The sequence below is a fragment of the Streptomyces sp. NPDC048277 genome (assembly GCF_040652235.1).
GTDB lineage: Bacteria > Actinomycetota > Actinomycetes > Streptomycetales > Streptomycetaceae > Streptomyces.
The window spans coordinates 77,997-97,124 of record NZ_JBEZLQ010000023.1; the positions used below are offsets into that span (position 1 = coordinate 77,997).

Consider the following 19,128-nt stretch of genomic DNA (forward strand, 5'->3'; position numbering starts at 1 on the left):
CGTGAATTTCTAGAATGGTTTTCTAGAAGTATGTTTCGGTCAGGTCGTTCGTCGTCCAGACTTCCCGCATGCCAGAAGCCTTGAGAACGGACGCCCGGATCGGCCCGTACATCCTGCTGCGCAGGCTGGGCGGCGGTGGCATGGGCGATGTGTACCTGGCCCGGTCGCGGGGCGGGAGGCTGGTCGCCGTGAAGGTCGTACGGCCGCATCTCGCCCAGGACCCGGATTTCCGGCGCCGGTTCGCCGCCGAGGTCGGGGCGGCGCGGAAGGTCGGCGGTTTCTACACGGCACCGGTGGTGGACGCCGACCCCACGGCCGAGACGCCCTGGCTGGCCACGGCGTACGTGCCCGGGCCGTCGCTCCAGGAGGCGGTGGCCGCCTTCGGTCCGCTGCCGGCGGGCACCGTGACCGCGCTCGGCGCCGGGCTTGCGGAGGGGCTCGGCGCCATCCACGGTTGCGGTCTCGTGCACCGGGACCTCAAGCCGGCGAACGTGATCCTGGCCGAGGACGGCCCCCGGATCATCGACTTCGGCATCGCCCGCGCCCTCGACGCGGCGACCCGGTTCACCACCCACGGGGTGATCGGCACCCCGGCCTTCATGTCCCCGGAACAGGTCCGGGACGACCAGGTCGGCCCGAAGTCGGACGTGTTCAGCCTCGCGAGCCTGCTCGCCCACGCGGCCACCGGGCGGACGCCGTTCGGCGACGGCACGACCTTCGCCGTGCTGCACCGCGTCGTCTACGAGGCCCCCGACCTGACCGGCGTCCCGCCGGCGCTCACCGCACTGCTCCTGCCGTGCCTGGAGAAGGACCCGGCCGAACGGCCTGACGCGACAGAGCTGCTGGACCGGTTCGCGCGGGCAGCGGAGTCGTACGCACCGACCGCGCGCCGCACGCCCGACCAGGTCACCACGATGATCGTCCAGCGCGGCAACGCCGCCGCGACCCTCCTCCTGCCGACGGACACCCCGCTCGGACGCAAGGCCCTCCTGACCGACCTCGCGACCGCGATGACCGCACTGACGGCGCGCAGAGCGGCGGCCGAACGGCCGGTGCCGCGACCGAGACCGGTACCGGAGCCGAAGCCGGTACCGGAGCCGAAGCCGGAGCCGGAGCCGCGGTCGGCCCCCGAGACCGGAACCAGCACCGGAACCGGCACCGGCGACGGCGGTTGCGTGAAGACCGGCTTCCAGGTGATTGCCGCAGTGCTGTTCTTCAGCGGGCTCTACCTCCACAACCACGTCGACTCGAAGGACCTCTTCCAGGCCAAGGCCGGCGACTGCGTACGGATCGAGAGCTACGGCAACCACACCGCATATAGGCAGAGTTGCGGCTTCCCTGTCCCCTGGGACGAGCCGTACAAGGTCGTCGAGGCCGCCGAACAGTTCGACTACGCCCAGGAACTGGCATGCGACGGCAAGGTGATGACCTACACGAGCGGCGACGGGACGAAGAAGATCACGCTCTGCCTCAGGCGGATCAGCCGGTGGGGCGAGGATTGACCGCCCTCTCACCCGGTGCTGCCCACGGCCCGCCAGATCCGGTCCGGCAGTACCCGTGCCGCCTCCTCCAGGTCCACGTCGTCGCTGCCGGAGAGCCAGCGCCGGGCCACCCCGATCATCGGACCGAGTACCAGGGCATCGATCAACGGCGTGGGGAGTGGCGCGAGTTCGCCGCAGCGGACCTGCGCCTCGGCCCACCGGACGAAGGGGCTCAGGTCGGCCGACGGCGAGAGGATCAGCAGGGCTGCCTCCCGGTGGTCCCGGATGAACGCGAGGTAGGCCCCGACGGCGGCCCCGATCCCGTCCCGTGCAGTCCGCGCGTCCGCCAGCGCCGCCGTCATCTCCGCCAGCAGCCGCTCCAGCCAGCGCAGCGTCACCGCCGAGGTCAGCCCTTCGATGCTGCCGAAGTGGTGGTAGAGGCTGCCGGGACTGACCCCGCAGGCCTCGGTGACCGCGTGCACGGTCAGCCCCCGCTCGCCCTCGGCCGCATGGACGCGCAGCGCCGCGTCGAGGAGCGCCTCGGCGGTCGCCGTACCGCGTTGCTGCCTGGGGGTCATGGCGCGGCAGCCTAGTGGATGGTTCTTCTAGAAAGAGTTTCTAGAAAAATATTCGATACGACAGTACTCTGCCTCTCGTGACCAACAACGGGGGCGACGGGGGCAGTGGGGTGGGCGTCGAGCCGCTGGAGGACGAGGATCCCCGGCGGATCGGGCCCATCCCGCTGGTCGGGCGGCTCGGGGCCGGCGGCATGGGGCGGGTCTATCTCGGCGTGCACGAGGGCCGCTACGCAGCGGTCAAACAGGTGCTGCCGTCGGTGGTCGCCGAGGACCAGGACTTCGTACGGCGCTTCGGACACGAACTCGACAACCTCGCCCGGCTGCCCGCCGGAGCCACCGCGCCGCTGCTGGCCGGCGACCGCGACGCCCGGCCTCCGTGGTTCGCCACCGCGTACGTGCCCGGCCTGACCCTGCGCGAGGCCGTCGAGGTGTACGGCGGCCCGCTCCCCGCCGAGTCGCTGTGGCTGCTGCTGCGGGAGGCGGCGGCCGGACTGGCCGCCGTCCACGAACGGGACATGGTCCACCGGGACATCAAGCCGTCCAACGTCATGCTGACGTCCCAGGGGCTGACGCTCATCGACTTCGGGGTGGCGCGGGCCGCCGAGCAGAGCCAACTGACGCGGACCGGGATGGTGGTGGGCACGCCCGCCTACATGTCTCCCGAACAGGCTTCGGGGGCAAGGCGGTTGACCGGGGCCGTGGATGTGTTCGCGCTCGGTTCGGTGGTGGCGTTCGCGGGATCCGGACGGCCGCCGTTCGGGGACGAGTCCGGGCACGGGGTGCTGTACCGGATCGTCCACGAGCAGCCGGACCTCCAGGAACTGCGCGACGCCGAGCCGGAGTTGGCCGAGCTGGTCGGCTCCTGCCTGGACAAGGACCCCGAGGGCCGCCCCACCGCCGCCGAACTCCTCGAACTGACCGCGGGACGCGGCCCGTCCGGGCCCCCGCTGTGGCCCGAGCCGATCAACGGGCGTCTGGCGCAACGGGCCGCGTTCGCGGCGGACGTTCCGGAGGTGACGACGGCCGAGCCCGAGGTGGTCGTCGTGCCGCCCGAGCGAGAACGTGAGCGTCAACCCAGGCGACGCCACACCCGCGTCCTGGCGATCGCCGTGCCGGTTGTGATCGTGGCGGCCGTCACCTTCCAGTTGCTCCCGTACGCGACGGGCTCGCGCGACGACCGCGGCGGCGGTACGGCGGGCACTCCGGCCGCCTCCGTCTCCGCGTCCGCCTCCCCCTCGGCCCAACCATCCTCCCCTCACACCCCCGCGAGCCCGACCGGCACGCCTTCGCCCACGGCGTCGGGAAAGGGCAAGGGCAGTGACAAGGAAGGGGACAAGAGCGGGAAGACGGCCATCGGCGGCACGGGAAAGACCGGCAATTCCGGCTCGGCAACGGCAGGCTCCGGCGGCTCGTCCACCACGGGCTCCTCCTCCAACTCCTCTGGCTCCTCCGGCGGTTCAACGTCCGGCAGTTCCTCCGGCGGCACCACGGTCACCACCACCCCCAGCACGTCCGGGAGTTCGGGCACCTTCACGCTGAAGAACGGCGAGAACGGCAAGTGCCTGATCCAGGTCTACGGCTCCTCCGGTCTCGGATCCTGCTCGGACTCGACTGCCGAGTGGACCTTCCGCAGCGCCTCGGGCGGCAGCGTCAAGGTCGTCAACGCCTCGACCGGCACCTGCCTCAGCGCGAACGGCAACGGCCAGGCCGTCTTCATCGGCGACTGCTCGCTCAGCAGCACCGCCCGGCTCTGGAAAACCGGCTCCGGCAACACCCTCGCCACGATCTACGACGGCGGCTGCCTAGCCCTCGCCTTCGGCGGCGGAGTGGCCGAGGCCACCTGCGCCCCGGGCACGGACTCCCAGAGCTGGGCACGCGGCTAGGCCGTGCCTGAGGGGGCGACTTTTAGGGCGATATCCGTTTCTATCCGAGGCGGGAGCGAGGCCGCTGGTGGACCTTCCGTCGGCCATTGCTTCCTGGCTGAGTTGCCCGTGTCGGCCTCGCTGAGGATGCCGAGTTCGACCAGGCGTTTGAGCTTGGCGCGGGTGCCTTCGGCGTCCTTCGGCAGCTGGTTGTGGCGGCGCTCTGCCGGTGACAGCCCGCCCGACAGCACGCCGCCTGAAATTGCCCTCGCTGATCACCGGCTGGACTTCGATTCTCTGCGCGCCCCAATATCTGGGCCTCGGTGTCAAGCCATCGAACGTATTTGAGAGGCTGTCAGGAAATCTCTTGACCATGGCGTGGCGAACGGGGGGAGAGCGCGTGGACGTTGTTGAGCTGGAGCTGGACCGTCCTTGGGAGGGCATCCTGGCCGCTCCGGCTCAGGGTAGTGACGTCGGCTTACTGGTCCTGGGCGGTTCCAGCGGACGCATCGAACGCGAGAGAACGAACATCCTTGCTCAGCAGGGCATCGCTGCTCTGTCCATCCGTTGGTTCGGCGGGCCGGGGCAGTCCCCGGGAATTTGCGAGATCCCCCTGGAGACCTTCACCGGCGCGGTCGACTTCCTCGCAGCGAACGGGGCACGACGTATCGGCATCCTCGGTGTCTCCAAGGGGGCTGAAGCCGCAATGCTCACGGCCGTACACGACCCGCGCGTGGACGTTGTCATCGCGCTGTCACCCACGTCGCGAGTCTGGTGCAATGTGGGTCCGGGCAGCGATGGAGTACAGCACCCGTACCGCTCTTCCTGGACGTGGCGGGGACAGGCCCTGCCATTTGTTCCGATGGATGATTCCTGGACCCCGGTGGCCTCGGGCAGCGGTCCGGTCGCCATCCGCGGTTGGTACGAGCTCAGCGTGCGGAGCTTCGCTCACCTGGTCCCTATGGCAGAGATCCCCGTGGAGAAGGCCCGGGCCGATCTGCTGCTCGTCGCCGGTGGCGACGACGCGATGTGGCCCTCTCTCCCCTTCGCCGAACAACTGGCTGCACGCAGACGCTCAGTTGGGGCCGACGTGCATCTGATCGCCCGCCACGATGCCGGCCATCGACCGCGCTTTCCCGGCGAGAGCCCCGCGCCGGCCTCCCCGCACTTCCTCTACGGAGGCACGCCCGAAGCGGACGTGCTCCTGGGGGCGGCTGCGTGGCCGCACATCCTCGACAGGCTCGGCAGCACGGCCCCTCCCAACTGCTGACGGATCTCCGCGAGAGGCTTCTCCGTCGAGCTGGCTGAGGTGTCCGTCGATGGTCTGCCCCGGAGCGGAGAGCGGCGTCGGCGGGCAGGGTGAGGCCCTAGGCGGCCAGCCTCAGGCTGGAGGGCGCGGGCACGGTGCGGAGCGAGGAAGCCCACACCATCGGCGCGCTCGGTGGCGGTGACGAGTGCCGGCGTGCCGGCGCCGCTGGCGAAACGCCCGCGGGAGGGCGGACGAGGATCAGCCGATCCGGTACACCGGGCTTCCCTAGCCACGCCAGGCCGCGCACACGGTGCCAGGAAATGCCGGTTACGCTGCATCCATGTGTCCCCTGCATAGTGCGAGGCAGCGGTGACGGTCTCCGGTCACGCGGGTGCGTCCAACATCGAGCTACGGCATCTGCGGGCGTTCGCCGCGGTGGCCCGTCACCGCTCGTTCACCCGGGCCGCCGAGGAGCTGCTGATCACGCAGCCCGCGCTCAGCCGCACCGTCGCCCAGATGGAGGCGGGGCTCGGGGTGCGGCTGCTCGACCGCTCGTCGCGCGGTGTCGCACTCACCGACACGGGGGCCGAGTTCCTCGTCCATGCCGAGCGCACCCTCGCGGCGTTCGACGGCGCCGTGGCCGCGGCGCGCCGCGAGTCCGTGCTCCGGCTCGGCTTCAGCTGGCTGCTGCCCGACCCCTGGGCGCAGCGCGCCATCGCCGGCTTCGAGCGCGCCACCGACGCACGGGTAGAGCTCGTGCGCTGCGACGATCCGCTCGACGCCCTCCACCGCCAGGCCGTCGACATCTCTCTGGTGCGCGGAGGCAGAGCGGTCGCAGCCACCGTACGGACGGTGCACCTGTACGACGAGCGGCGCGTCGCCGTCCACGCCCGCGCAGTAGCCGCGGGCGACGGCCGGGAGACCTCCCGCAGTCATCCAGCGGAGCCGACCGCCGACGCTCTGCGCTGGCAGGACGCCCACGAGTGGACCCTGGTCGTCAACACCGTCAGCGGCACGACCGGCCCCTGGTGCTGGCCGGACGGGGACGGTCCGCGCCGGTACGTGGAGACCGCGAACTTCGACGAGTGGCTCGAATCGGTGGCCGCGGGACGCGGCATCGGCATCGTCCCCGAGGTCGCCGAACGCCGCATCCACCACCCCGCGCTGCGCTTCCTCCCGGTGACCGGCGCACCGCCCAGTCCGGTCCGCCTCGCCTACCGCCCGGACACGGGAACGGGGGGTGTGCTTCTTCGCCGCTTCCTCGATGCGGCCCTGGACGCGGCCGCGACCTGCACCCATGCAGGTGAGGCATAGCCTCAACCGGAGCGGCATTTCCGTTTACCGACTCGCTCTCCCTACGGTCGACGGCGGAGGGATGTGGAGCGGCCGGACCACCCGGCGCCCACGGTACTGCCCCTCCCCCTGTCCAAGACCAAGGAGCCCCGGCACCATCATGGGATCGCCTTCCCCCCTTCTCCCTCGTCACGCCGGCTCGGCCATGGTGGTGGGCGGCCCCACGACCGTTCTCGACCTCGGCGGGCTGCGCATCGTCTCCGACCCGACCTTCGACGCCCCCGGCCCGCACGGCTACCTGACCAAGACCGAAGGCCCGGCGGTCACCGAGGACCGGCTCGGGGACGTCGACGTGGTCCTGGTCAGCCACGACAACCACGCGGACAACTTCGACGACCGTGGCCGCGCCTTCGCGCTCGCCGCTCCGCTGCTGCTCACCACGACCAGTGGCGCCGCGCGCCTCGGCTCCCCGGCGAAGGGCCTGGCCGCCTGGGACACCCACAGCCTCCGGCGCCCGGACGGCGGCGAGCTGACCGTCACCGCCGTGCCCGCCGTACACGGCCCTGAAGACGGCGAGCGCGACCCGGACGGCGACGTCAACTGCCAGGTCATCGGCTTCGTACTCGCCGGAGACGGCCTGCCCACCGTCTACATCAGTGGCGACAACGCCTCGATCCGCACCGTCACCGAGATCGCCCGCCGTATCCCCGGCATCGCTGCGGCCGTGCTCCACGCGGGCGCCGCCCGCGTCCCGGGCAAGTTCCGCGAACGGCCCGTCAGCCTGGACAGCGTCCGAGCCGCCGCGGCCGCCGCCGTTCTCGGTGCCCCTGTCAACATCCCCGCCCACTACACGGGCTGGGCCCACTTCACCGAGGGCCGCGAAGCCATCGAACACGCCTTCGACGACGCGGGCCTCACTCCCGTCCTGGCCATCGCCGACCACGGCACCTGGCTCCCCCTCACGCCCTGACCTCACGCCCCAAGGACCCCCGCCATGCCGCTCGTACGCATCGACCTCATCCGCGGCCGCAGCCCCGAGAACATCAGGGCCATCGCCGACGCCGTCCAGCAGTCCCTCATCGACGTCCTGGAGATCCCCGAGCGCGACCGCTTCCAGATCCTCACCCAGCACGACCCGGACGAGATCGTCGCCCTCGACGCCGGACTCGGCTTCGAGCGCACCCCCGGAACCGTCATCGTCCACATCTTCACCCAGCGCGGCCGCGGCACCAAGGACAAGCAGCACCTGTACAAGACGCTCGCCGTGCAGCTCGCCGCAGTCGGCGTCGACGGCAAGGACCTGTTCATCAGCTACTTCGAGAACGGGCCCGAGGACTGGTCGTTCGCCGACGGCCGCGCCCAGTACGTCGAGGGCGACCTTCCGGTCCCCGGTCACTGACCGCGCCCGCCCCGGACCGCGCGTGGTCACTTACCCGACAGGGAGACCGCGCGCGGTGGCACCACCCTCCCCACCTCGACCGGACGGTCGCAACCGTCCGTTCCCACCCGCAGGAGCACCGTCATGGAACTCGTTCCCAACAACTCACTCAAGACCGCAACTCCCCAGGAGGGCCGTGAACTCGCCCTCAAGATGGCCCGTCTCGTGATCAAGGCGACTCAGCCCGACGCCGAGGTCCGCACGCGGCTGCGCCCCGTGTACGCGGAGAATCCCGACTCCCTCATCGTCATAGCCCAGGTGGTCGCCACCGAGTTCGCCACCATCGCCGCCGCCAACGACTACTGGCGCTGACGCGCCCGATCCGGCACGTTCCCTTCAGCCCTGGGGTGGCGAGTGCCAAGCGGCGCCCAGGTGAGCCGACAATGCCCCCATGGACACGGGTCTCCTGCGGGAAGCAACGCTGCGTGACGTCGTCGACCTGGCCGTGCGTCTGGTCGAGTTCGCCGGCGCTCTGATCATCTTCGTGGGCGCGGCCTGGGCGTTCGTCCAGTTCATCGGCTACGGCGCAGTCGGCCTGCGCAAGCGGCGGGGGGCCGCGGAAGCTGTCTTCGGCTTCAACCGGATCCGGCTGGCCCTCGGCCGTTTCCTGGCGCTCGGTCTTGAGTTCCAGCTCGCCGGAGACATCCTGCGCACCGCCGTCGCGCCGTCCTTCACGGAGATCGGCCAGTTGGCCGCGATCGCCGCGATCCGAACAGGGCTGAACTACTTCCTAGGCCGGGAGATCGAACAAGAACGCCGGGAGATCGAGCGGCTCTCCCCTCAGGCCACTGCCACGGCCCCGGGGACCGCCCCGTGACCGTGCTGTTGACGCAAGCCGCCGTTCTGGTCACGGCGTTCGGGTTGGTCAGCGCGGTGTCCGTCAGCCTTCGGCTCCGCCGGGTACAGCCCGGCGTGGCGGTCCTGACGGACTTCCTCGTAGCCGCCGGCCTCATCCGCCTCGCGGGCCAGCCCTCCTGGGCGTCCCTCGCCACCGCCTCCGCCGTGATCGGCGTACGGCTGATGGTCAACACCAGCCTCAGGGTACGACCGGATCGGCAACACTCGATGTGAAACCCGAAACCCAAGGTGAAACTCGATGTGAGTCGAGTCGGTCTGTGGCTCGTGAGTCTTCTACGGCGGCCACAGGGCGAGGCACGGCGGGCGGTCCGAAGCCGACGACCTCATCGCCCTTGGACGCCTGGCCTCATCGGCTCCCAGACCGCTCGTCGTTCCTCAGGGCCGCCAGTAGTTGTTGGCGGCCGCGATCGTCTGGAACTCGATGGCCACCACGTGCGTGGCGAGCACAAGGCTGTCCGGGGTGGTGGAGTAGTTCGGCCGACCTCCCTTCAGGACGTCCAGGTCGGGCTGAATGTTGTGAACGGTGTGACGGGCCAGCGTCAGAGCCAGGGCACGTCCTTCTTCCGGCGAACTGGTGATCAGAGAGTTGCCGGGGACCAGGACCAAGCCTTCTTCGGGTACTCGGTTCATGACGCCAATGTGCCCTCGGCCTGAGCCCGGAGGTTCCCTGACACGCCCCACGGAGCCGAAGGAGTGACCAATCCGGAGCCGCAAGGGGAGGCGATGAGCACGCGTCCACCTGCGTCGTCGGCATCTCTTCCCTACGCAGACGGCATGCAGCTGCGCGCCTGTCGCCGCGCCGCCTCTCGCCTGCGGATACACCGCGGCGAGCGCTACAGGTACGCGCCGCCATGCAACTCGGGGCCGACGGCTTCCCCGTGACCGACGACCTGCTCGCCGCGCCTTTCGCCGCGCCAGTTCGACCGCATCGACTTCCTGGGGCGCTACGCGTGCTTCCGCCCCGCGCAGGCGGGGCACCGCACGCTGCGTGAGCCGCCGACGGACGGAGAGGACGCCGAGACATAGCACCTGCCCGCCCCACTCATTCACGCCCTGCCATCGGCGCTCGGCGGCAGGCCTGCTCCGAGGCCCAGGCCATCTGACGCCGTCAGGCCTGGAGGATTTCAGCGCGGGAGAGGGCCCGCTTGAGCAGACCCTGCAGCGCGTCCTGCTCGTCCTGCGTCAGGCCGGTGAACAGGGGTTCCTCGGTCAAGACCGTCAGCAGCCGTTCCCGCAGCTCGGTGCCCTCCGGGGTCAAAACAAGCTGCTTGGCCCGGCGATCGGTCGGATGGGGACGGCGCTCTATCAGCCGCAGGTTCTCCAGCTTGTCGATCACAACGGTGGCATTGGACGGTTCGCAGCTCATCCGCCCGGCAAGCTCACGCATGGTCATCGGACCGATCATCTCACGCAGAGCCGAGGCCTGCGCGACGGTCAGACCGAGCCCGGTCACCCATTCACGCATGCGCGCATTGCTCTGCATGTCCAGGTCGTGCACCAGCTTGCCCAGCTCCCACTGCGCTTCCGCCTGCGCCTCCGTCATCGCCATGGCTCCAGGCTAGCAAACTGATTCAAGCCATGATAGATATGACTTGAAGCATTAAAGTCATAAGCATTGGAGGAGCCTCATGAACCTCAACCTGACGGGCAAGACCGCCGTCGTCACCGGTGCCGGCCGGGGCATCGGACTGGCCACCGTCCGGACCCTGACCGACGAAGGCGTCCGCGTCGTGGGCGCCGCCCGCACCATCACGCCGGAACTCAAGGAAACCGGGGCCCACGCCGTGTCGGCGGACCTGAGCACCGCGGAAGGGGTCTCCACCCTGATCGACAGCGCGCTCGCCGAGCTGGGCGGCATCGACCTGCTGGTGAACAACGTGGGAGGCGGGGACGAGGCCGTCATGGGCTTCCTCGACGCCGACGACACCCAATGGACCCGCATGTTCGACATCAACGTGCTCGCCACCGTCCGCGCCTCGCGTGCGGCCCTGCCCAGCCTGATCGAGCGTCGCGGGGCGATCGTCAACATCTCCTCCACCGTCGCCCGGATGCCCCTGGGCGTCCCGGCCAGCTACAGCGCCGTCAAGGCGGCGGTCACCGCGCTCGGCAAGTCCCTGGCCGAGGAGTTCGGCCCCCAGGGCGTGCGCGTGAACACCGTCTCCCCCGGCCTGGTCCGCACCGCCGTATACGAGGACCCCAACGGCCCGGTCGCCCAGCTGGCCGCGGCGGCAGGTGTCAGCCTCCCCGACTTCGTCCAGCAGATCGCGAAGGCCCAGAACATCACGACCGGCCGCATGAGCGAAGCAGAGGAGGTCGCGGCCCTGATCGCATTCCTGCTGTCCGACGTGGCCGGCAACATCACCGGCGCGGACTACGTCATCGACGGCGGCACCATCAAGACGGTCTGAACCAGCCATCAAGCCCGCCCCACCGGCAGACAGACCCCTGGCCCAGCCCGACACCAACAGCTCCGGCCCCGCTACGACGCTGACCGTGCCCCCGCAAGGCGAGCAGGCGCTGGTGAACATCACCTCCAGCTTTGACGGCGAGACCGACATCGCCGGGCTCGACGCCCGTGCCCGCGAGCAGCGCGTCGGGCAGCAGCGGCACGTCGACTCGAACGGAGGCCCGGAGCCTCACGGCGTGCGGGACGGTCAGGACCAGCCATCAGCCATCAGCCATCAGCCATCAAGGAATAGGCGCTCAACCATGAAAATGCTGGCCTTCAAGACCACGACCCACAAGGCGAAGCCTGCCCGTATCGGCGCGCCGATCAGCGCGGCGGCCATGGAGTCCGTGATCGACGAGCCGGGGCCGGTCGAGGTCAAGACGATCGGCGCGGACTGGGAGGCCCCCATCACGGGGCTGCTCAACATCAAGCACCCGAAGGCGGTTGCGGCGGGGATCACCGACCACAAGGAGCCGATCAAGATCTACGCCCACGTCGTGCGGCACCCCGCGCAGGGTTTCTTCCTGGTGGACACGGGTGTTTCACGGCGGCTGGTGGAGGACCCCGCAGACGTGGGGGTCGGAATGTTGCTGAGGAAATACGGGGGAATCGAGAACATGCGCCCCCAGCAGGGCACTGCGGAGATCATCGAAGCGGAGGGAGTTCCTCTGAACGGCGTATTCATGACCCATCTCCACCTCGATCACGTCTCCGGGCTCCCGGACGTTCCCAAGGACGTCCCCATCTACACGGGCGCCAAGGAGGCGGAGGCGTCGCTCTTCCTGAACCTGTTCGCCCAGGGAACGAACAACCATCTCCTGGCCGGACGGCCGCCGCTCGAGGAACTCCAGTTCACGAAGGACTCGGGCGGAAGGCTCGAAGGTGTCAACGACGTGTTCGGCGACGGCTCGTTCTTCGCGATCCTCACCCCGGGGCACACCACCGGACACGTCTCCTACCTCGCCCGCACCGCGGCGGGTCCGGTGCTCATGACCGGTGACGTCAGCCACACGCGCTGGGGCTGGGACAACGGCGTCGAGCCCGGAACCTACATGCAGGAGCGCGAACCCAGCATCAAGAGCTTGCTCGCCTTGAAGTCGCTCAGCGAGCGCCACCCGACCATGATCGTGAGGCTGGGCCACCAGGAGTAGCCAGCGCGGCCCGCCCGTGCATGCCGGCCGGGCCCTACCACAGTCGGCTTGCCGGGGACCGGACGACGCCAGATTCACGGCGCTCCCCATCCCCCTTCGAGCGGGTACCGAACGGGGCGAAGGGGTCGGGTGCCGGTACTCCTGGCGGCTGACACCCGACAGCGCATGAGCCGCCGCGGTCCACCGCCGCCCGATCGCGCATTCGTACGGCAAGAAATCACCCGTTCGGCCTACGCGAGCCCCGTCCCCGTGTGCGGCGTCCCCCATTCAGTCGCACGGTGAACGTGGCCGGCTTGCCACCAGGTAGCAGCTGTGATCGCCGGCCCGCAGGGAGGCGCCGTGATCGTGATAGCTCTGCTGTTCCCGGTGGTGCTGCTCCTCATGCTGTTCGGGCTGCCCGCTCTGGAAGACCACCTGTTCCCGCCACCACCTCCACCACAACAGTCGAACCCCGAGCACCCCAAACGCGACTGAGGGTTCGCTCCTGGAACGGACGCAATCTTCATCAGACGCTGTGAACGCCCTGGTCGGGACTCTTGGCGGATCACTACTGACCACTGAAGTCGCTTTGGGCGTGTTTCAGAAGTGGATCAAGCATCGTGGTCGGCTGGGCCGGGCGTCTCGTCCGTCCAGCCTCGGGGCAGAGCCAGTCGGCCTGACCGGTGCGCCTTGCGCTGTTCGGTGACCCATCGCTCGACCTGGTTCACGGATGTCGCGAGCGACTGGCCAGTGGTGTCGATCAGGTGGGTGCGCCATCGCGGGTCCTCGGCGGTCCACTTGGTCCATCGGTGCCAGGCCATCTCCGGCCAGCTTCCGTCGATGATGATGTCAGGCCGGAAACGCGGGTCGCGGGCGTGCCCGCGGTGCCAGGCGGCCCAGCCGCAGAAGGCGTCTGTGGCGGCCTGGTCCCATCGGCCGCCGTCGCGTGCGGCAAGTCGGTCGCGCCGGTCGTGGTCGGCGACGTCGATCAGGCAGACGGCGATCCCGTTCAGCGACGGGGCCGAGGGGGCGGCCAGGACTTCGCCCAGCGGTGAGTTCCCGGACAGCAGCAGGTCCATTCCACGGTCCTGGTACTCCAGCGCGCGGCGCACCCACACCTCGGTCATGCGGTTGCGCCAGTGGGGAGGGATCGGAGGGTCCGGAACACCGACTTCGTCGAAGTCGTGCACCACGACCCCGTCCAGTCGGTCGGTGACGGCGAAGGCGAGCGTGGTCTTGCCCGCGCCGCTGGATCCGGTCAGCTTGAGCAACATCTAGCCAGGGCGACAGCCCGCAAAGGCATTCTCGACCGGTTTGTCGGGCCCCATCGGCCCTGGCGATTCGCCGGATTCTCACAGCCGCTCATTGACGGCGGCGAAGGGTTATGACCGGCCTGAACTGTCGGTTCCGCGCGCCATGCTGACCGCGACCAGCATCAACGACATCGCCCGCGACCTCACCATCTGGATGGCCGCCCGCGACTTCCCCGGACGGCCAGCCAAACAGATCACGGACTTCTCTAACACGGCCTAGGCGTGACGCGCGACGGGCTCCCGGGAGGTCGCGATCTTGCGGATGCCCCAGCTGTCGGCCGTGCTGGCGGGATGGGGGGCACCTGGATGCAGAGGGCGGCGCGGGCGCTGCGGTGGACGGTGCTGTACGGGCTGGCGGCAGCCGTCCCGGCGGGGGCCTCGCTGTTGTGACCACGGTTCACGCTGGCCTTGTGGCGCGGTGGGCACTCCATTCTGGCCTCTCTGTTCGGGGTCGGCCTGCAAATCCTCATCCTCATCGCCGGGGCCGTGCTGTTCTCGGACACCTCGCGGCACCCCGTGGCCAGCTGGGCCGGTGTTGTTCTCCTCTGCGTCGGCTACTGGATCACAAGCAGTCTCGGCGGACACGACGCCGACCAGCAAGCCATGCACGACCGCGGGGTGACGGCCACGGGCGTAGTCACCAGAACCAGCGACGACGACAACACGGCCAAAGTCCGTCTCGGCGACGGCACGACGCTCACCGTTTCCGGCGACGGCCCGGAGGTCGGCAGCACCGTGCAGATGGAGGACCGGCGAGGAGCGGGGCTCCAGAACGGGAAGGCCAGGCTGCCAACACATCGCCCGGCGGAGAACGCGCTCTCCCACTTCACCGACCAGCGGGTGGTGACGGCACTGCACTGGGCGCCCTGGCCCCACCGCCGGAACCATCGCTGAACTGCCCTGCCGCCAGTCCCTGGCCCCATCCACTCCCATATGGACGGCCGCAAGCGTCGGGAGGCGTCCGCTTTCGAAGCGGAGCAACCCCCAGGTGTCAGCTGGGCTGGCACCTCCGGCGCAGCAGCACATGGTCCCAGCTCTCACGACCCGATCCGCTCGACCACTACGCGGCACCGCGTACGCCGGGACTGAGTTCTGAAGGCCATGGTGAGTGGCTCAGAAATGGTGCCCGGCAATGCGTCAGGTAAGTGCCGGTGTTCCGGCAGTCTTGGGCGGGCAGGAGCTGCGGTTTGGTGTGGGCACCGAACCGGGGGCGCAGGACGCGGTGCGACAGCTCACTGGAGGGCATGAAATGCGCTCAGTCGCAACCCTCCGCAAGTCACGAAATCCTTCAAATCGTAAATCCACCAGAGGGCACAAAATTGTTCAGTACGCAAATCCGGCGGAGGACATATAGTCCGCTCGACCGCAACAGCCTTGGCAAGAAAATTCAAGCTTGACAGCCTCACCGAGTCTGTTTAGGGTCCAGTCGTCCAAGTTCCCACAGATCGATATCCGAAGGTGTTCATGACCACGCCTCCAACGCTGCCCAAATTCAGGCAGCGGTTAATTCTTTCCGTTCTCATGTTGTGTTCGCTGCTGATTTGGCTGGACAATACCGTCCTGAGTACTACACTGGAGACCCTTGCAGACCCGGTCCGTGGACTGGGGGCCAATCCCGCGCAGCTGCAATGGGCGACCGGTTCGTACACTCTGGCCTTCGCCACATTGATGTTCACCGCAGGCACATTGGGCGATCGATTCGGTCATCGGACTGTGTTTTCCAGCGGGTTGGTGATCTTCGCCGGGTCCTCTCTGTGGGCGGCGTACGCAAGCGATGCGGGCCAGTTGATTGCAGCTCGAGCTGTGATGGGGGTGGGCAGCGCGCTGATCACGCCCGCCAACTTGGCCATCCTTATGTGGACCTTTAACGGCCCCGCGCGGGCTGCCGCGATCGGCATTTTCTCGACGTCAGCCGGTGTCGGAATGGCTGTCGGCCCCGTGCTGGCGGGATTCCTGCTCGATCATTTCTGGTGGGGTTCGGTCTTTCTGATCAATGTTCCGGTCGCGGCATTGGCGTTGGTCGGTCTCACGGTGCTGGTTCCGAATTTCCGCAGCCCTACTCCGCGACCGCTGGACCCCGCTGCAATGTTGCTGTCGATCAGCGGGCTCGTGGCATTGGCCTACGGGTTGATCCGGGCGGGGCAGGTGACCGCGTGGAGCCCTACCGACGTCTGGGCGCCGATCGTTGTCGGTCTGGTTCTGCTGGCCGTTTTCGTACTCGTCGAACTGCGGGCCAAGGCGCCCAGCTTTGATCCCCGACTCCTCGCGCAACGCACATTCGGCGGCGGCAATGCCGCGCTCGGATTACTGCTCTTCGCCGTGGCCGCCATCACCTTCTACAACGCGTTTTACCTGCAAGGCGCGCTCGGATTTTCGCCGATGACGGCGGGTTTGGCCAATATCCCGACCGCATTCGGCGCGCTCGTGGGGGCGCCCCTGGCCTCGCGCCTGGTTCGCCGCCTGTCGATACGCCCTGTCACCGTGCCGGCGCTAACCATGGCTGCGCTGACCATGGGCGGGTACGGGTTCCTCGGGCTCCAAACTCCACTCGTCTGGATCGAGATCCTGTTGTTGATACAGGGTCTCTCGGTCGGCATGGTGATCGGCCCCGTTACGGCCGCATTGATCAGCAACCTGCCGTTGGAACAGGCCGGTGCGGGATCGGCCCTCACCAACACCATGCGACAAACCGGCAGTGTGATCGGCATCGCAGTAGGCGGCACGATCATGTCGATCGTGTACCGACGTGCGATCGAACCTTCGCTGGAGGGTGCACCCGGTCCGGTGCAGGATCAGGCGCGAGTTTCTGCCGAACAGGCCCGCCACGTCGCCACCGCTGTCCACCGGCCCGCCCTTGCTCAGGCTGCCGATAATGCGTTCATCCATGCCATGCACGTTGGCGCGGGCTGGATCGCGGTCATCACACTCCTCGGGGCAGCTGTGCTGCTGATTACCTTGCCCTCTGTCGGTAAGAGGAAGGGTCCGATACCGGAGCCGGACTGCGAAGAGGCCCGCAGCTCCGTCTGAGAGTGCGATGGCAGAACCCGGGCTCAGGCCCGCCGCAGCGCTGCCCATTGTCGAATTTCGACGAACAGCCGCTTGCAGAGTCTCGGGTCGGCAGGGACGGCTGGACAATGCGCTCGGTCACCGGCCGACTCTATCGGTGCCGCCCAAGACTCCATCGTGGCCAAGTAGCACGGCGAGAGTGGCTTCCCAATGGAGAAGTCAAGCCGCAGGGCCCGTGCTGACGGCCGGTAACGTGACTGCCTGACAGCCAGACCTTCCTTTGGAAAAGAAGTTCAGGATGCACATCCTGGAAGATCCATCCGAGCTCTCGGCGCGCGCACAAGACCTTCTGCGTCGAACAGGCCGTCGTGAGTGCCCCACTCGGTTCGGGCTGCCGATAGAGCTCTGGCGCGTGCGCGACCACGCTGGGAACCTCGTCCCCGCCCCCATGGATCTCATCATCCGGTGCGAGGGATTCGAGCAGAAGTTCGGAGGTCTGCGCTACGAGGTACGCCGTAGCTGGGTTGTGAACGGGGACCGGTACGAGACCACCCGCAGATGGGAGTACGACCACCTCGGTCTGCAGACGGCAGCATGGCAGGACCCGGGAAGAGGGGGTTGGTACTTCGAATGGACCGGCGAGCGTGTGTCGAAGCCGTGCCGGGACTTGATGCACACCGACGGCAGTGTGGGCACCGACGTCGACGGCGGCAGTCCCTACCTCCCAATCGCCCCGTCGCTCCCGCATCTGATCGAATCACATGCTCTCACTGACGCCGTCGCAACGTGGAGGCCATGGCCCATGGACAGTCTTGCCGCCTCGGCGATCGAACTCCTCGACGGCCTGGTGGAGGTACCTGAAGCCTCGTGGGATTCCTCGCGGTGGCGGCTGTCGGACAGCGTTGCCGTCATGGACTACGACAGCTGGGACCACCAGAATCCGCGCCGCCGGACGCTCGTCTGGTCTCGCGAGGAAGCTGGTCACCGTCAAGTGCAGGCAGTCCTGGACGGACGGCAGCACCACGATCAGAGCGACGCCGTGGCCCTCGGCGGCACAACCTCGTAGAGGCGCCGGTCCCGGATCAAGGCCCACAAGACGTTTACTCTGCGGCGGGCGAGAGCGATCACCGCCTGGGTATGACGTTTTCCCTCGGCTCGTTTGCGGTCGTAGAAGGTCCGGGAGTTGGGGTCGTAGCGGACGCTGGTCAGGGCGGACATGTAGAAGACGCGCTGGAGGCCGCGGTGATAGTGGAGGTTGCCGCTCTTCTTTCCTGAGTCGTGCGGTGCTGGCGCGAGGCCGGCGAAGGCAGCCAGCCGGTCTGGGGTCGCGAAGACGGTGAGGTCGCTGCCAACCCCGGCGAGGAACTCGGCGCCGAGGAGAGGTCCGATGCCGGGCAGGCTCGTGATGATCTCCGCCAGATCGCGGGCGCGGAAGCGGTCCTCGATGAGCCGGTCGACCTCCGCGACCTTCTCGTTCAGCACCCGCACGTCTGCAGCGAGGGTCCGCACGAGCTGGGCGATGACCGCCTCGCCGGGGACGGCAGTGTGCTGCTGTTCGGCGACCTCGACTGCCGTCGTCGCGAGCTCCTCCGGACTGCGGACGCCGCGAGCGCGGAGCCAGCGGGTCAGTCGGGCGATCCCCATGCGGCGGATCGCAGCCGGGTTCTGGTAGCCGTCGAGGAGCACGAGCGGGCCGGTGCTGGTGAGGGCGAGAGCGCGTTCCAGTGCGGGGAACATGTCGGTCAGCGTGGAACGCAGGCGGTTGATCGACCGGGTCCGGTCACGGACAAGGTCCGTGCGACGGTTCGTGAGGATCTTCAGCTCGATGGTGGCCTCGTCGGCGGGCCGCATCGGCTTGAGGTCGCGGCGGATGCGGGCCTGGTCCGCGATCACGAGGGCGTCGCGGGCGTCGGTCTTGCCCTCACCGCGGTATCCGTCGCTGGCCCGATTGACGACCCGGCCGGGGATGTAGAGGAGCTCCTGGTCGTGACCGGTCAGCAGGGCCAGGAGGAGTGCGGGTTCCCCGCCGGCCATGTCGACGGCCCAGGTGACGTGGTCCGCCAGAGCGAGGATGTCCTGGAGGAGCTGGAGTAACTCAGGCTCTCCGTTCGGCACCCGTCGGGACAGCAGTTTCGTCCCGTCCTGGTCGATGACGACGCAGTGGTGGTGGGTCTTGCCGCTGTCGATTCCGGCCCAGATCCGGTTCATCGTGCTCCAGACGATCGAGCGTGCAGGTCCAGCCGTAGACGACCTCGCCGGCATGGCCTTACGCAGCGATCTTTGTCGCACTTCCCAATCTGGCGGCCGGGTCGTCGTGGGGCGCCGGGCTGCCAAGCCACTGCAGCCACGGACGGCAGCCAACTAGAAGCCACACCCGGCACCCCTGGGCGGCCCAACCATACGAAGGGCTCGGCCATCCCGTCCCAGGAACGTAAGGCCAACTATCGCTGCGCGTCACAGCTGTTGTGGCT

At 68.5% G+C, this 19,128-nt stretch carries 21 protein-coding genes and 1 pseudogene; 16 read left to right on the forward strand and 6 right to left on the reverse strand.

Translation table 11 applies throughout. The features are described 5' to 3' along the window. The first annotated feature begins 68 nt into the window (after positions 1 to 68). Positions 69 to 1,502, forward strand: coding sequence for a serine/threonine-protein kinase (locus tag AB0D85_RS37835; protein WP_362330682.1), 1,434 nt, complete (start codon positions 69 to 71; stop codon positions 1,500 to 1,502). Between the two features lie 8 nt (positions 1,503 to 1,510). On the opposite strand, the gene AB0D85_RS37840 is transcribed toward AB0D85_RS37835, so the two are convergent. Next, positions 1,511 to 2,059, reverse strand: a complete 549-nt coding sequence (locus tag AB0D85_RS37840; RefSeq protein ID WP_362330685.1) for a TetR/AcrR family transcriptional regulator — start codon at positions 2,057 to 2,059, stop codon at positions 1,511 to 1,513. A gap of 77 nt (positions 2,060 to 2,136) precedes the next feature. Here AB0D85_RS37840 and AB0D85_RS37845 point away from each other — a divergent pair, with 77 nt between their 5' ends. Continuing rightward, positions 2,137 to 3,942: a protein kinase gene (locus AB0D85_RS37845; RefSeq protein ID WP_362330688.1), complete on the forward strand. Its 1,806-nt coding sequence runs from the start codon at positions 2,137 to 2,139 to the stop codon at positions 3,940 to 3,942. On the opposite strand, the pseudogene AB0D85_RS37850 reads toward AB0D85_RS37845, so the two are convergent. Further along, a pseudogene (locus AB0D85_RS37850) lies at positions 3,939 to 4,127 on the reverse strand (hypothetical protein); the annotation flags it as partial. The gene AB0D85_RS37845 and the pseudogene AB0D85_RS37850 sit on opposite strands and share 4 nt — an antisense overlap. Before the next feature lie 194 nt (positions 4,128 to 4,321). On the opposite strand from AB0D85_RS37850, the gene AB0D85_RS37855 reads away from it, so the two are divergent. The 7 genes from AB0D85_RS37855 (at position 4,322) to AB0D85_RS37885 (ending at position 8,972) form a co-directional block, all read left to right on the forward strand. Further along, positions 4,322 to 5,191: an acyl-CoA thioester hydrolase/BAAT C-terminal domain-containing protein gene (locus AB0D85_RS37855; protein ID WP_362330691.1), complete on the forward strand. Its 870-nt coding sequence runs from the start codon at positions 4,322 to 4,324 to the stop codon at positions 5,189 to 5,191. A 348-nt stretch (positions 5,192 to 5,539) separates the two neighbouring features. After that, complete coding sequence (locus AB0D85_RS37860; protein ID WP_362330694.1) at positions 5,540 to 6,484, forward strand: LysR family transcriptional regulator; 945 nt, start codon at positions 5,540 to 5,542, stop codon at positions 6,482 to 6,484. 139 nt (positions 6,485 to 6,623) lie between these two features. Further along, the gene (locus tag AB0D85_RS37865; protein ID WP_362330697.1) at positions 6,624 to 7,433 is read left to right on the forward strand and encodes an MBL fold metallo-hydrolase; all 810 of its coding nucleotides are present in this window, start codon (positions 6,624 to 6,626) and stop codon (positions 7,431 to 7,433) included. Between the two features lie 24 nt (positions 7,434 to 7,457). Beyond that, the gene (locus AB0D85_RS37870) at positions 7,458 to 7,862 is read left to right on the forward strand and encodes a tautomerase family protein (RefSeq protein ID WP_362330700.1); all 405 of its coding nucleotides are present in this window, start codon (positions 7,458 to 7,460) and stop codon (positions 7,860 to 7,862) included. Between the two features lie 123 nt (positions 7,863 to 7,985). Continuing rightward, positions 7,986 to 8,213: a hexameric tyrosine-coordinated heme protein gene (locus tag AB0D85_RS37875; RefSeq protein ID WP_362330702.1), complete on the forward strand. Its 228-nt coding sequence runs from the start codon at positions 7,986 to 7,988 to the stop codon at positions 8,211 to 8,213. A 79-nt stretch (positions 8,214 to 8,292) separates the two neighbouring features. Then, positions 8,293 to 8,718 carry a DUF1622 domain-containing protein gene (locus tag AB0D85_RS37880; protein ID WP_362330705.1) on the forward strand — a complete coding sequence of 142 codons (426 nt, stop codon included), beginning with the start codon at positions 8,293 to 8,295 and terminating at the stop codon, positions 8,716 to 8,718. Beyond that, complete coding sequence (locus tag AB0D85_RS37885; protein WP_362330708.1) at positions 8,715 to 8,972, forward strand: hypothetical protein; 258 nt, start codon at positions 8,715 to 8,717, stop codon at positions 8,970 to 8,972. The genes AB0D85_RS37880 and AB0D85_RS37885 overlap by 4 nt, the downstream gene beginning before the upstream one ends. A gap of 162 nt (positions 8,973 to 9,134) precedes the next feature. Here AB0D85_RS37885 and AB0D85_RS37890 read toward each other — a convergent pair whose 3' ends face one another. Both AB0D85_RS37890 and AB0D85_RS37895 read right to left on the reverse strand, forming a co-directional pair. Then, on the reverse strand, positions 9,135 to 9,389 hold the full coding sequence (locus AB0D85_RS37890) for a hexameric tyrosine-coordinated heme protein (protein WP_362330711.1): 255 nt from the start codon (positions 9,387 to 9,389) through the stop codon (positions 9,135 to 9,137). 478 nt (positions 9,390 to 9,867) lie between these two features. After that, a complete protein-coding gene (locus tag AB0D85_RS37895; protein WP_362330997.1) occupies positions 9,868 to 10,302 on the reverse strand; it encodes a MarR family transcriptional regulator in 435 nt (144 codons plus the stop codon). Positions 10,303 to 10,387: 85 nt separating this feature from the next. On the opposite strand from AB0D85_RS37895, the gene AB0D85_RS37900 reads away from it, so the two are divergent. The 3 genes from AB0D85_RS37900 to AB0D85_RS37910 all read left to right on the forward strand — a co-directional run bounded on the left by AB0D85_RS37900 (position 10,388) and on the right by AB0D85_RS37910 (position 12,833). Next, a complete protein-coding gene (locus AB0D85_RS37900; protein ID WP_362330714.1) occupies positions 10,388 to 11,167 on the forward strand; it encodes an oxidoreductase in 780 nt (259 codons plus the stop codon). Positions 11,168 to 11,279: 112 nt separating this feature from the next. Beyond that, positions 11,280 to 12,359 (forward strand): MBL fold metallo-hydrolase, encoded by a 1,080-nt coding sequence (locus AB0D85_RS37905; protein WP_362330717.1) that lies wholly within the window; start codon positions 11,280 to 11,282, stop codon positions 12,357 to 12,359. Between the two features lie 339 nt (positions 12,360 to 12,698). Further along, positions 12,699 to 12,833 (forward strand): hypothetical protein, encoded by a 135-nt coding sequence (locus AB0D85_RS37910; RefSeq protein WP_362330720.1) that lies wholly within the window; start codon positions 12,699 to 12,701, stop codon positions 12,831 to 12,833. Between the two features lie 116 nt (positions 12,834 to 12,949). Here AB0D85_RS37910 and AB0D85_RS37915 read toward each other — a convergent pair whose 3' ends face one another. Then, positions 12,950 to 13,612, reverse strand: a complete 663-nt coding sequence (locus tag AB0D85_RS37915) for a hypothetical protein (RefSeq protein ID WP_362330723.1) — start codon at positions 13,610 to 13,612, stop codon at positions 12,950 to 12,952. A 91-nt stretch (positions 13,613 to 13,703) separates the two neighbouring features. Between AB0D85_RS37915 and AB0D85_RS37920 the strand changes: the two genes are divergently transcribed. The 4 genes from AB0D85_RS37920 (at position 13,704) to AB0D85_RS37935 (ending at position 17,723) form a co-directional block, all read left to right on the forward strand. Continuing rightward, positions 13,704 to 13,871 carry a hypothetical protein gene (locus AB0D85_RS37920; protein ID WP_362331000.1) on the forward strand — a complete coding sequence of 56 codons (168 nt, stop codon included), beginning with the start codon at positions 13,704 to 13,706 and terminating at the stop codon, positions 13,869 to 13,871. A gap of 266 nt (positions 13,872 to 14,137) precedes the next feature. Further along, a complete protein-coding gene (locus AB0D85_RS37925; RefSeq protein ID WP_362330726.1) occupies positions 14,138 to 14,545 on the forward strand; it encodes a hypothetical protein in 408 nt (135 codons plus the stop codon). Positions 14,546 to 15,115: 570 nt separating this feature from the next. Further along, positions 15,116 to 16,678: an MFS transporter gene (locus tag AB0D85_RS37930; protein WP_362330729.1), complete on the forward strand. Its 1,563-nt coding sequence runs from the start codon at positions 15,116 to 15,118 to the stop codon at positions 16,676 to 16,678. A 277-nt stretch (positions 16,679 to 16,955) separates the two neighbouring features. After that, positions 16,956 to 17,723: a hypothetical protein gene (locus AB0D85_RS37935; RefSeq protein ID WP_362330732.1), complete on the forward strand. Its 768-nt coding sequence runs from the start codon at positions 16,956 to 16,958 to the stop codon at positions 17,721 to 17,723. Here the strand turns inward: AB0D85_RS37935 and AB0D85_RS37940 are convergent. Next, a complete protein-coding gene (locus AB0D85_RS37940; RefSeq protein ID WP_362330735.1) occupies positions 17,684 to 18,865 on the reverse strand; it encodes an IS110 family transposase in 1,182 nt (393 codons plus the stop codon). The two genes, AB0D85_RS37935 and AB0D85_RS37940, sit on opposite strands and share 40 nt — an antisense overlap. Between the last annotated feature and the right edge of the window lie 263 nt (positions 18,866 to 19,128).

Excerpts from the sequence above, each read along its gene's own strand:
- AB0D85_RS37835 (WP_362330682.1), top strand. The coding sequence starts at position 69 with ATGCCAGAAGCCTTGAGAACGGACGCCCGGATCGGCCCGTACATCCTG.
- AB0D85_RS37840 (WP_362330685.1), bottom strand. The coding sequence starts at position 2,059 with ATGACCCCCAGGCAGCAACGCGGTACGGCGACCGCCGAGGCGCTCCTC.
- AB0D85_RS37865 (WP_362330697.1), top strand. The coding sequence starts at position 6,624 with ATGGGATCGCCTTCCCCCCTTCTCCCTCGTCACGCCGGCTCGGCCATG.
- AB0D85_RS37870 (WP_362330700.1), top strand. The coding sequence starts at position 7,458 with ATGCCGCTCGTACGCATCGACCTCATCCGCGGCCGCAGCCCCGAGAAC.
- AB0D85_RS37875 (WP_362330702.1), top strand. The coding sequence starts at position 7,986 with ATGGAACTCGTTCCCAACAACTCACTCAAGACCGCAACTCCCCAGGAG.
- AB0D85_RS37880 (WP_362330705.1), top strand. The coding sequence starts at position 8,293 with ATGGACACGGGTCTCCTGCGGGAAGCAACGCTGCGTGACGTCGTCGAC.
- AB0D85_RS37890 (WP_362330711.1), bottom strand. The coding sequence starts at position 9,389 with ATGAACCGAGTACCCGAAGAAGGCTTGGTCCTGGTCCCCGGCAACTCT.
- AB0D85_RS37895 (WP_362330997.1), bottom strand. The coding sequence starts at position 10,302 with ATGACGGAGGCGCAGGCGGAAGCGCAGTGGGAGCTGGGCAAGCTGGTG.
- AB0D85_RS37900 (WP_362330714.1), top strand. The coding sequence starts at position 10,388 with ATGAACCTCAACCTGACGGGCAAGACCGCCGTCGTCACCGGTGCCGGC.
- AB0D85_RS37915 (WP_362330723.1), bottom strand. The coding sequence starts at position 13,612 with ATGTTGCTCAAGCTGACCGGATCCAGCGGCGCGGGCAAGACCACGCTC.
- AB0D85_RS37930 (WP_362330729.1), top strand. The coding sequence starts at position 15,116 with ATGACCACGCCTCCAACGCTGCCCAAATTCAGGCAGCGGTTAATTCTT.
- AB0D85_RS37935 (WP_362330732.1), top strand. The coding sequence starts at position 16,956 with ATGCACATCCTGGAAGATCCATCCGAGCTCTCGGCGCGCGCACAAGAC.
- AB0D85_RS37940 (WP_362330735.1), bottom strand. The coding sequence starts at position 18,865 with ATGAACCGGATCTGGGCCGGAATCGACAGCGGCAAGACCCACCACCAC.